General features: G+C 55.3%; 11 protein-coding genes. 6 read left to right on the top strand and 5 right to left on the bottom strand.

Annotated features, from left to right (window positions below; all coding sequences use genetic code 11):
- Positions 1-292: 292 nt before the first annotated feature.
- Positions 293-1570 carry a stationary phase inducible protein CsiE gene (gene csiE / locus HV041_RS02975; protein WP_115643086.1) on the top strand — a complete coding sequence of 426 codons (1278 nt, stop codon included), beginning with the start codon at positions 293-295 and terminating at the stop codon, positions 1568-1570.
- Here the strand turns inward: csiE and HV041_RS02970 are convergent.
- From HV041_RS02970 to HV041_RS02955, 4 genes are all read right to left on the bottom strand, one after another.
- Positions 1565-2713 (bottom strand): 3-phenylpropionate MFS transporter, encoded by a 1149-nt coding sequence (locus tag HV041_RS02970; RefSeq protein WP_121584915.1) that lies wholly within the window; start codon positions 2711-2713, stop codon positions 1565-1567. The genes csiE and HV041_RS02970 overlap by 6 nt on opposite strands.
- A gap of 88 nt (positions 2714-2801) precedes the next feature.
- Complete coding sequence (locus HV041_RS02965; protein ID WP_121584916.1) at positions 2802-3644, bottom strand: aldose 1-epimerase; 843 nt, start codon at positions 3642-3644, stop codon at positions 2802-2804.
- Positions 3644-5083 carry a sugar porter family MFS transporter gene (locus tag HV041_RS02960; RefSeq protein ID WP_121584917.1) on the bottom strand — a complete coding sequence of 480 codons (1440 nt, stop codon included), beginning with the start codon at positions 5081-5083 and terminating at the stop codon, positions 3644-3646. The genes HV041_RS02965 and HV041_RS02960 overlap by 1 nt, the downstream gene beginning before the upstream one ends.
- Positions 5084-5156: 73 nt before the next feature.
- Positions 5157-8423, bottom strand: coding sequence for a DUF5107 domain-containing protein (locus tag HV041_RS02955; protein ID WP_121584918.1), 3267 nt, complete (start codon positions 8421-8423; stop codon positions 5157-5159).
- A 114-nt stretch (positions 8424-8537) separates the two neighbouring features.
- Between HV041_RS02955 and HV041_RS02950 the strand changes: the two genes are divergently transcribed.
- Entirely contained in the window at positions 8538-9731 is a 1194-nt protein-coding gene (locus HV041_RS02950) for an ROK family transcriptional regulator (protein ID WP_121584919.1), read from the top strand.
- 3 nt (positions 9732-9734) lie between these two features.
- Here HV041_RS02950 and hcaR read toward each other — a convergent pair whose 3' ends face one another.
- Positions 9735-10628 (bottom strand): DNA-binding transcriptional regulator HcaR, encoded by an 894-nt coding sequence (gene hcaR, locus HV041_RS02945; protein ID WP_121584920.1) that lies wholly within the window; start codon positions 10626-10628, stop codon positions 9735-9737.
- Positions 10629-10763: 135 nt separating this feature from the next.
- On the opposite strand from hcaR, the gene hcaE reads away from it, so the two are divergent.
- The 4 genes from hcaE to hcaB are packed head-to-tail and all read left to right on the top strand — an operon-like array spanning position 10764 to position 13769.
- The gene (gene hcaE, locus HV041_RS02940) at positions 10764-12125 is read left to right on the top strand and encodes a 3-phenylpropionate/cinnamic acid dioxygenase subunit alpha (protein WP_121584921.1); all 1362 of its coding nucleotides are present in this window, start codon (positions 10764-10766) and stop codon (positions 12123-12125) included.
- The gene (gene hcaF, locus HV041_RS02935; RefSeq protein ID WP_121584922.1) at positions 12122-12640 is read left to right on the top strand and encodes a 3-phenylpropionate/cinnamic acid dioxygenase subunit beta; all 519 of its coding nucleotides are present in this window, start codon (positions 12122-12124) and stop codon (positions 12638-12640) included. The genes hcaE and hcaF overlap by 4 nt, the downstream gene beginning before the upstream one ends.
- Positions 12640-12960: a 3-phenylpropionate/cinnamic acid dioxygenase ferredoxin subunit gene (gene hcaC, locus HV041_RS02930; protein ID WP_048240594.1), complete on the top strand. Its 321-nt coding sequence runs from the start codon at positions 12640-12642 to the stop codon at positions 12958-12960. Before hcaF ends, hcaC begins: the two co-directional genes overlap by 1 nt.
- Complete coding sequence (hcaB, locus tag HV041_RS02925) at positions 12957-13769, top strand: 3-phenylpropionate-dihydrodiol/cinnamic acid-dihydrodiol dehydrogenase (protein WP_121584923.1); 813 nt, start codon at positions 12957-12959, stop codon at positions 13767-13769. The genes hcaC and hcaB overlap by 4 nt, the downstream gene beginning before the upstream one ends.
- Positions 13770-13771: the final 2 nt, after the last annotated feature.

The raw sequence follows: 13771 nt of genomic DNA, 5'->3' as shown, positions 1-13771 counted from the left end.
TGTTGCCTCCGTCGTATTGCTACGTTCACTTTAGGTTTTTCACTTCTCTGCGATAGCATGTTCATACCTCCCTCCGCCAGCATTCCCCCCTCTGGCATTTTTTTATATCTCAACAAAAGATAAAACAGTGAAAAAGCGGATTAACGCGCTGCGTTCCACTCCCGCTATCTGATCCGCACGTGAAAAATTCTGTGACGCCCTCCAGCATTCCTGGTGGAAAGCATTCCATTCTTCAAATCTATGATCAAACTTTAGCTATTCTTATCAAACATACTTACGGGAGACCCTACAGATGATGTCAACGCTTGCTCCACCATCTGTACTTTCCGCTCCCCAGCGCCGTTGCCAGGTTCTGCTGACGCTTTTCCTGCCAGGGCAAATCGCGACTACACAAACCTTCAGCAGCCTCAATGGCGTTGATGATGCCACGGTTCAGGAAGATATTATTGGCGCAGGGCTCGAAATCCAGCGTTATCACCGGCTCACGATAGCCACCGCGCAGAATGGTGCCTATGCGATCGAAGGGACTCCGCTCAATCAGCGCCTGTGTCTGTTGCAGTGGCTACGCCGTGGTTTGCGAATTTGCCCGACTTTTATCGCCCAGCATTTCACGCCCGCATTAAAAATGGAGCTGAAACAACAAGGTATTGCACGTACGCTGTATGACGACACCAATCTGCATGCGCTTATTAACCTCTGTTCCCGGCGCTTACAGAAGCCGTTTGAGTGTCGTGACATCCAGTTCCTGCGCCTGTATTTACAATATTGCCTGCTACAGCACCACGCGGGGATCACCCCGGAATTTAACCCACTCCAGCAACGGTGGGCGCAATCCTGCGCTGAGTATCCGCTCGCCGAGGAAATTGGCCGCCACTGGCAGCGCCACGTCATGCAACGTGCGCCGCTGGGCGAATCGCTGTTTATGGCGTTGTTATTCTCCATGATCCGCATCCCCGATCCTATCCGCGATAATCACCAGCAGGATCGCCGCCTGCGCCTTGCTATTGCGCGGCTGGTGCTGCGTTTTCGCGAGTATGGCAACGTGCGCTTCAGCGACGAGCAAGGACTGCACGATCAGCTTTATATTCACCTTGCCCAGGCGCTTAACCGTAGCTTATTCGCCATTGGCATTGATAACACGCTCCCGGAGGAGTTCAGCCGACTTTATCCCCGGCTGGTACGTACCACCCGTGAGGCAATACACGGCTTCGAAGCGGAATACGACGTGCAGTTTTCAGAAGAAGAGATCGGCCTGGTTGCGGTTATTTTCGGTGCCTGGCTGATGCAGGAAAAGGATTTGCACGAGAAGCAGATTATCCTGCTGACCGGTAGTAACGAACAACTTGAAGCGCATATAGAGCAACAACTGCGCGAACTGACGCTGCTGCCGCTCAACGTAAAGCATATGCCGATGCAGGATTTTCAAAAAGGAGGTGCGCCGCGCGGGGTAACGCTGATTATTACGCCATACACCACGCCGCTACCGCTGTTTTCTCCCCCGCTGATTCATGCGGATCTGGCGCTTACGCCGCATCAACAGCAGCAGATCCGCAAAATCCTCGAATCATAACATCGCAGGCTGCGCCGCCACCTTCGGGCGCAGAAAGATTGCCGGGAGCGCCACCAGCGCCATCACCCAGAATACGCCGCTGCCCAGATTCTGGTACAGGTATCCTGCGAATACGGTCATGATGGCAATGCTGCCGCCCATCGCCACCGCCGAGTACACCGCCTGGAGACGAATCACTTCGCTGCCCTGTCGCGCAGCAATGTAACGCATCGCCGCCAGGTGGCAGACGGTAAACGTTCCGCAATGCAGGATTTGCACTACAATCAGCCACGGCAGCTCTGTGCTCCAGCCCATCAGGCCCCAACGCGCGACACCGCAAACGGCGGAAAGCAGCAGAAGATCGCGAGCGCTAAAGCGGCGGAACAGCTTGTGGCTGAGCGCAAAAATAATCACTTCCGCCACCACGCCTAATGACCATAAATAGCCCACCGCCGAAGCGGAATACCCGGCAGACTGCCAGTAAATGGCGCTGAAACCGTAATAAGCGGCATGCGCGCCTTGCAGCAGACTCACGCAGGCCAGAAAACGCCAGCTTTGGGTTATTAGCGCGCGCCAGGCGGGCCATCCCGCGCTCTCCTGCTGACGGTTCTCCCCCGCTGGCTGTACGCTTGGGCGGATCATCATCCCCAGCAGCATTGATGCAACGCCAAGCGACAGCAGGACCAGGATAATCCGATAGTCAAACAGGCTCACCAGCTTGCCGGTCAACGCAGAGCCGATCACAAAGGCCACGGATCCCCACAGCCGTACCCGACCGTAATCCATGGTTATCTGTTTTTGCCAGGTGTTGGCCAGTGCGTCGGTCAGCGGCACCAGCGGCGAGAAAAACAGGTTAAAGCCGACCATCACCACCATCAGCCACGCCACGTTGGTCCCCACCCAGAAGGCCAGCGCAAACACCAACGTCAACAGGGCCAGAATACGTAACGCTGAGATCAGCCGAGAGGGATCGCTTACGCGCGGCGCAATCAGCAAGCTACCGAGAAAACGGGCAATCAGCCCCGCGCCCAGCAGTAAACCGATGGTTTCCGGCGTCAGCCCCAGCCCTTCGAGCCAGACGCTCCAGAAAGGCAGAAAGATACCGTAGCTAAAGAAGTAGGTGAAATAACCGAGCGCCAGCCAGCGCGTGGAATGCAAAGCCATGAATCCCTCCCGTTTGGAGGCGATAGTCTGGCGACAAACGCAGGCTGGCGCAAGAGAGCATTAACAGGCAGATAACATGATTTTTGCCCTATTCGACGCTAATTTGCATCGCAAAATGGCAGCGTTCTCCCTGCGCTAAAACCTGCAATCCCGGCTGCCCCTGCATGTTGTGGGCATTCACCGGATGCGTTTGCGGCTCCAGGCACAGGAACTCCTCACCCGACATTCTGAACAGCATCAACCACGGAGTTTGCGCTAAAATCGTGACTTTCATCACATCTCGCTGAATAACGGCCCGCCCGCTCCAGCCGGAATAGCCGACGTTCAGCCAGCTATCCTCACCGTATTGCGCATGCATGAAATCCGCTGCTGAAGGGATATCGCGTTGCCATTCCAGCGGCAGATGCTGCTCCCCCTCCGACCAGTAGCCGCTGGCGGTGAACTGCGCCGTGCTGCGCTTATCAAAGGCGAAAAACGGATGGAATCCGCAGCCGTAAATCATTGGCTGCTCACCGCAATGGGTGAGCGTCAACGAGGCGTGCAGGCTCGAGGTTTCAAGTTGATAGCAAAGCTGCGCCGTATAGTCATAGCCACAGGGATGCCAACTGCGCAACTGCAGCAAACAACCGCTTTGGGTGACGGTGATAACCTGCCAGCGTTGCAGCCAGCCGTCACCGTGCAGGAAGAAAGTGTCGTCTGCGCCATGCTGAGGTAAAACCACCTCTTCACTGCGCAGCATAAAACGATTTCCCGCCACCCGATTCGCGACCGGCAGCATCGGGAACAGGCCGCAATCACCAGGCTGCTGACCATGACCTTCGCGTAAAATGGCCTGTTGATGTTGTAACGAAACCAGGCTTAATAGAGAAGCGCCCTGCGGATCGACGCACATCCGCAGATGTGCGTTTTGTAGCGTCAGCAGACCCTCCATTAGCGGGCGCTTCGCGGTTGGGTTGATGCACCAACTTTTGTATGCTGCGCCGCCAGCTGTTCTTCCAGTGCTTCCAGCGTCACGCCTTTGGTTTCCGGTACATTACGCAGAACATAGATGAAGCCCATCGCGCAAATCACACCGTACAGCAGGAAGCTTCCCGACGCGCCCAGACTCGCATTGAGCAGCGGGAAGGTATAGGTCAGCAGGAAACAAGCAATCCACAGCGCCAGCGTCCCGAGCGACATTGCCAGCCCGCGCACGCGGTTGGGAAAAATTTCTGATAGCAGCACCCAGGTCACCGGTGCCAGCGTTAGAGCATAAATCGCGATTGCCGCCAGCACCAGAACCAGAACCGGCCAGCCCATAATGCCCAACCCGTACGCCCCGGCAATCAGTACGTAGATAACCGTCAATCCTGACGCGCCGAACAGCATCAGTTTACGACGGCCAATTTTGTCCACTAACGGCAGAGCGGCAAGGGTAAAGACCAGATTGATGATCCCTGTCGCCACGATCGATTTTAACGTACCGTTGATGTCGAATCCGGCAGAGGCGAAGATCTCCTGCGCATAGTTGAAAATAACGTTGATCCCACACCACTGCTGGAACACTGCCAGCACCATGCCAATAATCACGATCGGTTTGATCTGCGGTTGTAACAGCGTTGACCACGCGACCTTGTGATTATCTTTTTGCAGCGTATGTTCAATCTCTTTCAGCGTTTGCCCGGCATATTCCGCCGAACCAATGCGCTGCAGCATGGCACGCGCACGATCGGGTTTGCCCGCTTTCACCAGCCAGCGCGGCGATTCAGGTACAAAGAACATCAGCACCAGGAAAATTACCGCAGGCACTAATTCAGCACCAAACATCCAGCGCCAGCCTGTCTGACCGTTCCAGCTTTCAACAATTGCCTGCTGCGTAGCGCCTGTGGCAACAGGTTCGGCAATCATCAGGTTGATAAGCTGCGCCGCCAGCACGCCAATGACGATGGTGAGCTGGTTAACGGCCACAAAGCGACCACGCTTTTCAGCGGGGCTAACCTCGGCGATATACAGTGGGCTTAGCGCAGACGCCAGACCAATACCCACGCCGCCAACGATGCGATAAATAATAAACATATCGAAGTTACTGGCGACGGCGGTTCCCCAGGCGGAAGCGCTAAAGAGGATCGCTGAGAGAATCAGCGGCATTTTTCGGCCAAATTTATCGGCGCACCAGCCGGAAATCAGCGCGCCAAAGATACAACCAACCAGCGCGGAACTCATCGCCCAGCCGGATTGTGCCGGATCGGTAATCGAGAAATATGCTTCATAGAAGGGTTTTGCCCCGCCGATCACCACCCAGTCATAGCCAAACAGTAAACCTCCGCAGGCCGCAACCAGGCAGATAGTCCAGACGTAACCAATCTTTAAATGTGTCTGCGCGTTATTCATTATGATTCCTCTTTCAGGGAAACGCAGGGTACAGTAGGTTTCGGGTGAGGTTATCCCCCACCCGTTTCGGGTGTTACTGGAAAAGCCTTACGTTAATGGCATGACGCAGCAGTAATGCCTTGTCATGTGCCGGATTGAGTTGCAGGAGTTCATCAAGTTCACGCTGACAGGCGGCGCTATTTCCTAGCCCCAGATGCCCGAGCGCATTGATAAACAGGCAGTGTTGCTGGTGTTTTGCTTGTGCTGAGGTATCCAGCACCACCAGGTCGGGTAGCGATACGGCAAAGAAATCGACATCCGGCACGTTGTCGTGATGCGACTCAACCCATTGCAGGATGCTATTGAACAGAGCGTCCGCCTCTGCATCATCGCCAAGTTTTCTCTGCGCCATACCCTGCCAGAAGAGATAGTCCACTGGCTGGTCGTTGTAGTAACGTCCGGCATCCAGTGAGCTTCCGCCGCGCGTCGCACGGGAGAAATAGCGCTGAGATTCTTCGAAATGGCCTTGCAGCTGCGCGCAATACCCCAGCAAATACCAGATGTCGTTATCCGTTTGCCCTGGCAAACGGCCTTCCCCGAGGTTTTGCGGATAGTGCAGCGCCTGTTGCAGTTGCGTAATAGCAGTTTGCGGGTCGCCGGACTGCACGGCAGCCAGCGCGCGATGCAATTGATTAAGCAGATATTGCCCGGTGGCTTTACCTTCACCGCCTTCCCACGGATGGAACACCCGCTCACGTAATACTTCGGCGGCATCGTCATAGCGCCCCAACCCATTCCACAAGCTGAGCAGTTCCACCGTCAGATCATCACGCAGGAAGACAATCTCTTTGCTGGCTTCCAGCCGCTGCAGGCGCTGTTCAGCCGGTTGTGCCATCAGCTTGTTGAGATAGTCGAGTTCAAACAGGAAGCGGGCATTTTGCGGCTCCAGCGCCACGGCCTGCGACAGATACTGTTTCGCCTGCTGCACATCGTGCAGTTTGTTCCAGGCGTAGATCCCCAGTAAACGATGCGCCGGAGCGAAATCCGCTTCCTGCGCAAGCGTGAACTGCCAGCAGGAAACCGCCTCGGCATAACGCCGTTTGCTGTACCAGAAACAACCGAGTAAATAGCGGGCAAAAGCGCTTTGCTCAAGAGTTTGCAGCATCTGCACTTCATCCAGCGTATTGGGGAAACGCACGCGGTTTTGCAGACACTCACGAGCACGTTCAATGAAGGGTTGTGGATTATCGCTCAGCGAGGCGCGCCACAGCATCGGCAGCATTTCCTGGCTGTCGAGCAGTTCCAGCACGCCACGGGCTGCATCCTTTTGCCCCAAAGAGGTCAGCCAGCCTGCCAGTTCACACGCGTTGGTCCCGCGACGCCCGGTAATCGAGATCAGCGCAAGCGCTGTCGCCTCGTCCTGGCAGATAGCCCAGCGCGCATAGTGCAGGGTATAGCTCAGCGGATAATCCACCAGCTGTTGGCGAATGTAGTCCAGCGCTTGCGCATTGCGATCAAGCTTTGCCAGCGCCAGCGCTTTCAGTCCCATCGCCAGGTTATTACTGCCGTTAAAGCGCAGGCTCTGCTCCACCTTTTCCAACGCGCCAGCGTAATCCTGACGCTTCATCGCCAAACGCGCTAACGACCAGAAAGCCGCATCCCGGCAGTTGCCGCTCCAGCTGGCCTTATAATAATTATCCCACGCGCTGTCATCATCGCCCTGACGTTCCTGTGCGGCGGCCAGCAGCATACTCGCCTCGCCATCACGCGGATTTTTATTGAGTTTATGTGCCCGCTCCAGCGCCTTGCCGGCACATTGTGCCGCCAGCGCCCAGTCGGCGCGGTTTAGCGCCAGCGTCCCCAGGGCCACATTATTGCGGTAATCCAGCGGATCAACGTCCAGCGCGCGGCGATAATAATCTTCGGCATAGCGACTGGCATGGTTGTACTGCTCCAGATGCTGACCAATAAAATAGAGTTCATCGGTATTAGAAAGCGCTTCTGGCAGCGCTGGCGCGACGGCCGCCGATGGCAGTGGTAACTCTTGCGCGATGTGCTCTTCGTACTGCAAAAGCGTAGTGCCATCGGCGCCAGTGACCGTCATCGTTACCCGCGCATGGTTATCGTCAGACACATCAGTCAGCCAGCTTTGTCCGGGCTCCAGGGTCAACGTATGCTCATAGAACGGTTGTCCATCGGCAGAAAGCGTAACCTGCACGTCGTGCAGCGGCGCAATCGCATAAACGCCCACAGAAAGCTGGCTACGCTCACGTACCAGGCGCAGTGCCAGCTGCGTGCTGGCGTTTTGCACCATGCCCAGTTCGCTGTAAGGCAGGAAATTTTGTACGAAGACTTTTTCTTCATACGGCGCAAGCCAGGTGAAATCCGGCTGGTTGTCGGTAAAGACTCCGGTCATCAGTTCGATATACGGACCGTTGTCATCGGTAAGGTTACGATCCCAGGCAACGCCAAAGTCGCCATAGCCCCAGGTCCACTGTTTTTTCCCTGGTGAAACGTGGTGATCGGCCACATGCAGCAGCCCGCCTCGCTCACCGTGATGCCACGCGCCGACAAAATCATAATCTGATTTTTCAGCCATATAGGAGGTCGGTACCGGCACGTTTTTGTAGCGCGAGATATCCACGCCAGCCGAGTAGTCCACTTTATAGTATGTGCCGGTGGCAATGGGAAACGCAGAAACATCTCGCTTACCGTGGTCGAATACTGCGGTCACATCCGGCGGAAACACGCTCTGGTGATCGTCGCCACCCTTCACCGCTGGATTCGCCCACCATAAAAAATGGCGCGGCGTGGCGTTACCGTTAAACACCTTCCCGGTTATCTCGATCAGGGCGCGATCCGGATACAGCGTAAATCCGGTCATCACCTGTAAACCGCGCATAGGTTCTACCTCACCCATCCATACGGTATATTCGCCGTGTTCACCCTGTTGCTGCGTAAAATCCACCGGCATAAAAGTGGTTGGGCGATGATGCTGCGGCCAGTTAAATTCAATGCCACCAGAGATCCACGGCCCAAGCAAACCAACCAGAGCGGGCTTTACCACTTCGTTGTAGTAGACAAAATCGCGCTGCTGTACTTTGTCATACGCACGATGAATACGCCCACCTAACTCCGGCAACAGCATGACGCGAATGAAGTCATTCTCCATCCACACCGCCTGATAGTCGCGCATTTCACGTTTGCCGGTCAGCGTATCAATCACGCCATACGGATACACCGCGCCAGAAGATCCCTGATAAACCCGTTTTTCCAGAAACATTGGGTTGGCATCTTCTTCACCTGCCGTCCACGTTGGGAGGGTGATCGTTTCTTGCCAGACTTTAACTGAACCGTACATGCCGCTCTCCACTCAATAAGCAAAAGTAAAAATTCAACTTGATGCTATTCTGCGGCAGTTAAGTGGCGCTAAAATGCGCAATGCTCACGCAATATAGTTAAGGGAGTTAAGTGAATGCAGCGTTCGGGGTTCAACAACGCCAGGGTTCGTCAGGCGAATAAGCAGATCTTTTTGTCGCACCTGTGGCGGGAAAAGCAGCTCAGCAAGTCACAGCTGGCGCAGCTCACCAGCCTGTCGATCCCGGCGGTCAGCAATATCCTCGAAGAGCTGATGGATGAGGGGAGAATCAGTCATTCGCGAGAAACCTTAAGCCAGCGCGGTTTGAGCAGTGGCAGCTATCATTTGCCTGAAAAAGGCGCATGGACGCTATGTATCAACGTCACCCCTACCAGTATCACCAGCCAACTGGCGGACGCACGGCTGGTTGCCATCGGCGACTGGCGTCATGAGGTCATTAAGCCGGAAACCCCCAAAGCGCTGCTGTCAGCCCTGGCTGCACACTGGCGGAAATACCGTCGACAATTTCCCGAGGTCACGATTAATCTGGCGCTCGGCGTTCACGGCCAGGTTGATCCGATCACCGGCGCATCAAAAACCATGCCTCAGGCCCCGTGGAAAACACCGGTGGAAATAAAATATCTGCTGGAAGAGATGCTCGGCGTACAGGTCCGCCTGGACAATGACTGCGTGATGCTAGCGCTGGCCGAAAAATGGCAAAACCCAGCGGCTAACGGTGATTTTTGCGTGATTAACGTTGACTACGGTATCGGCTCATCGTTTGTGATTAACGACAATATCTGGCGCGGTAGTCTGTATGGCAGCGGCCAGATTGGACACACCATCGTTCATCCCGATGGAATTGCCTGTGACTGCGGTCGCTATGGCTGTCTGGAAACGGTAGCGTCATTAAGCGCGTTGAAAAAACAGGCCCGCGTGTGGATGAAATCGCAGCCGACGTCCCTTTACGATCCGGAAACGCTCACCACCGACCAGCTTATTACTGCCTGGCAGAACGGTGATGTTCGTATTCAGGCCTGGGCCGAGCATGCCGCCAGCGCCATAGGGCTTAGTTTATATAACTTCCTGAATATACTGAATATTAATCAGATATGGTTGTACGGTCGTAGCTGCGCTTTTGGCGATAGCTGGCTCAATACCTTGGTGCAGCAAACTGGGTTTAACCCGTTTGATCACGGTGATAACCCGCGCGCCAGAGCGACTCAGATAAGCTTCGGTCAGCTTAATCGCGCCCAGCAACTCATGGGAATTGGCTATCTGTATGTCGAGTCACAGCTCAGCGAGTTGTAACCATTACACCGTCAGACTCACGGCCAAACGTTCATGAACCGTGGCGATAAAATCGGTCAGTGCCGGTTTGAGCGACCCTTTTTTCCACGCCATCAGCAACGCGATGGTCGGGACATCACCAATAATTGGCCGAAAAACCACCTGTCCGGTATTAAAATTATTCATATAACCGGGTATCAAAGTCACCCCCAACCCCATGCCGACCAGGTTCATGGTCACCAGGATGTTGGTTGCCACTTGCACAATGTTAGGCTGGCTTTTCTGCTGCTGAAACCAGTTTTTGACGATCATCGCTAACGCGCCGGAATAGGCCGGATCGGTACTGACAAAATTCACGCCGTGTAGTTGTTCTGCGGAGATTGCCTGCTCATTAGCTAACGGATGATTCACCGGTAACACCACTACCAACGGCTCATGAATTAGCTCCAGATAGTCCAGATCCGGGCTGTACACCGGATGGCGCATTAAGCCAACGTCCAGCTCTCCGCTGAGGATCTTCTCTTCCTGCTCGGTGGTGATCAGACTCACCAGTTCAATGTGCGTATCCGGTTGCTTCAAACGAAACAAAGGCAGCACCTTCGGCAACAGATTGACCTCTGCGGAAGGGACAAAGCCAATGGAGAAATGATTATCTTCCTGCACCATTCTACGGGCACGAACTTTGGCGTTTTCCGCCTGTTCGAGGATCGCCAGCGCATCTTGTAAAAAGCACTCACCGGCCGCCGTCAGCGCAACTTTTCGTTTATCCCGCACCAGCAACGGAACGCCCACGCAAGTTTCCAGATCGCGGATCTGGCTACTTAACGACGGCTGAGAGGTATGCAGCTTTTCTGCCGCTCGGGTGAAATTCAGCGCCTGCGCCACCGCTACGAAATAGCGTAAGTGCCTCAGTTCCATGCCCTTCTCCTTGTTATCGAAAAAATGTCTCAACTGGTAGAAATTTACTATTTCACAGATTGATAACTAACCAGCAACATCCTTAAGGTACAAAAAAAGAAGGTCAATACATCTTAGCTTTCAGGATTAAAAAATATGACCACACCCTCAAATTTAGACATCTACCAACTGATCGACACGCATAACGGTCGCGTAACCCCTCGAATTTATACCGACCCTGAAATTTACCAACTGGAGCTGGAACGCATCTTCGGACGCTGCTGGCTATTTCTCGCCCACGAAAGTCAAATCCCCAAACCCGGTGATTTTTTTAACACCTACATGGGCGAGGATGCGGTGGTGGTGGTTCGCCAGAAAGACGGCAGTATCAAAGCGTTTCTCAACCAGTGTCGCCACCGCGCGATGCGCGTCAGCTACGCCGACTGCGGCAATACCCGCGCCTTCACCTGCCCGTATCACGGCTGGTCGTACGGCATTAACGGCGAGCTGATCGACGTGCCGCTGGAGCCGCGCGCTTATCCGCAAGGTTTATGCAAATCGCATTGGGGACTGAATGAAGTGCCTGGCGTAGAGAGCTACAAGGGACTGATTTTCGGCAACTGGGACACCACCGCACCAACGCTTCGCGATTATCTCGGCGACATTGCCTGGTATCTCGACGGCGTGCTCGACCGCCGTGAAGGCGGCACCGAAATTGTCGGTGGCGTCCAAAAGTGGACCATCGATTGTAACTGGAAATTCCCCGCCGAACAGTTTGCCAGCGACCAGTATCACGCGCTGTTCAGCCATGCCTCGGCCGTGCAGGTGCTGGGGGCGAAAGACGACGGTAGCGATAAGCGCCTCGGCGATGGTCAGACCGCCCGCCCGGTGTGGGAAACCGCCAAAGACGCACTACAGTTCGGTCAGGATGGGCACGGCAGCGGATTTTTCTTTACTGAAAATCCCGATGCCAACGTCTGGGTCGACGGTGAGGTCTCCAGCTACTACCGCGACACCTACGCGGAAGCCGAGCAGCGTCTGGGTAAAGTTCGCGCCCTGCGTCTGGCCGGTCACAACAACATTTTCCCAACGCTTTCCTGGCTCAACGGTACTGCCACCTTAAGGGTCTGGCATCCGCGTGGGCCGGATCAGGTTGAGGTGTGGGCGTTCTGTATTACCGATAAAGCCGCCTCTGATGAAGTGAAAGCCGCGTTTGAAAACAGCGCCACGCGGGCTTTTGGCCCCGCCGGATTCCTGGAGCAGGACGACTCGGAAAACTGGTGTGAAATTCAAAAACTGCTGAAAGGTCATCGCGCTCGCAACACGAAATTGTGTCTGGAAATGGGGCTTGGCCAGGAGAAACGTCGTGAAGACGGCATTCCGGGGATCACCAACTACATCTTTTCGGAAACCGCCGCGCGTGGCATGTACCAACGCTGGGCTGATTTGCTCAGCAGCGAAAGCTGGCAGGAAGTGCACGAGAAAACCGCCGCCTACCAGCAGGAGGTGATGAAATGAGCACTTTAGTTTCCCTGGAACTACACCACCGCATTACGCAGTTTCTCTACCATGAAGCCAGCCTGTTGGATGACTGGAAGTTTCGTGACTGGCTGGCACAGCTGGATGAAGACATTCGCTATACCATGCGTACGACGGTCAATGCCCAGACGCGCGACCGTCGCAAAGGCGTGCAGCCGCCGACCACCTGGATTTTCAACGACAACAAAGACCAGCTCGAACGTCGTATCGCGCGGCTGGAAACCGGCATGGCCTGGGCGGAAGAACCGCCGTCGCGTACCCGGCACCTGATCAGCAACTGTCAGGTCAGTGAAACCGGGGTTCCCGACGTCTTTGCCGTGCGCCTTAATTATCTGCTGTACCGCGCGCAAAAAGAGCGCGATGAAACCTTTTACGTCGGCATGCGCGTAGACAAAGTGCGCCGCTTGCCGGGCGATGAGTGGCGTCTACTGGAGCGTGAGATCGTACTGGATCAAGCGGTGATCACCTCCCATAACCTGAGTGTACTGTTCTGATGAGTCGTGTTTATGCCTGCCCTGTAGGGGATTTGCCGGAGGGTGAAGCGCTCCGGCTTGATACCTCGCCTGTCATCGCGCTGTTCAACGTTGGCGGCGAGTTCTATGCCATTAACGATCGCTGTAGCCACGGTAACGCCTCGATGTCGGAAGGCTATCTGGAAGAAGACGCTACGGTGGAATGCCCACTGCATGCCGCCAGCTTCTGCCTGAAAACCGGCAAGGCGTTGTGTTTACCCGCCACCGATCCGCTAACCACCTACGCAGTATATGTGGACGGTAGCGATGTGTTTGTTGATATTCCGGAGGACGCCAGATGAGCGATTTACGCGATAACGTGGTCTTTATCACTGGCGGCGGCTCCGGCCTTGGCCTGGCGCTGGTCGAGCGTTTCATCGAAGAAGGTGCGCGGGTCGCCACGCTGGAACTGTCGCCAGGTAAAGTCACCAGTCTGCGTCAGCGCTTTGGCGAACATGTACTGGCAATCGAAGGCAACGTCACCTGCTACACCGACTATCAGCGCGCGGTGGATCAAATCCTGATGAATTACGGTACGCTGGACTGTTTTATCGGTAATGCGGGTATATGGGATCACAACGCCTCGCTGGTCAATACGCCTGCAGACGCACTGGAGAGCGGCTTTCATGAGCTGTTTAACGTCAACGTACTGGGTTATCTGCTGGGGGCGAAAGCCTGTGCCCCCGCACTTATCGCCAGCGAAGGCAGCATTATATTTACCCTGTCAAACGCGGCCTGGTATCCCGGCGGCGGCGGGCCGCTGTACACCGCCAGTAAGCACGCTGCTACCGGGCTGATTCGCCAGTTGGCCTACGAGCTGGCGCCTAAAGTGCGGGTGAACGGTGTCGGTCCGTGCGGTATGGCCACCGATCTGCGCGGCCCACAGGCGCTGGGGCAAAGCGATACCTCAATTATGCAGTCACTGACGCCGGAAAAAATCGCCGCTATTTTGCCACTACAGTTCTTCCCCGACCCAGCCGACTTTACCGGGCCATACGTGATGCTGGCGTCGCGTCGCAACAACCGCACCTTAAGCGGCGTGATGATCAATGCCGATGCCGGGCTGGGTATTCGCGGTATTCGCCACGTCGCCGCTGGTCTGGATCTCTGAGG

Source organism: Citrobacter sp. RHBSTW-00029 (genome assembly GCF_014104295.1).
GTDB lineage: Bacteria > Pseudomonadota > Gammaproteobacteria > Enterobacterales > Enterobacteriaceae > Citrobacter > Citrobacter youngae.
The sequence above is the reverse complement of the archived record's forward strand: the minus strand, read 5'-3'. Positions and strand labels throughout refer to the sequence as shown.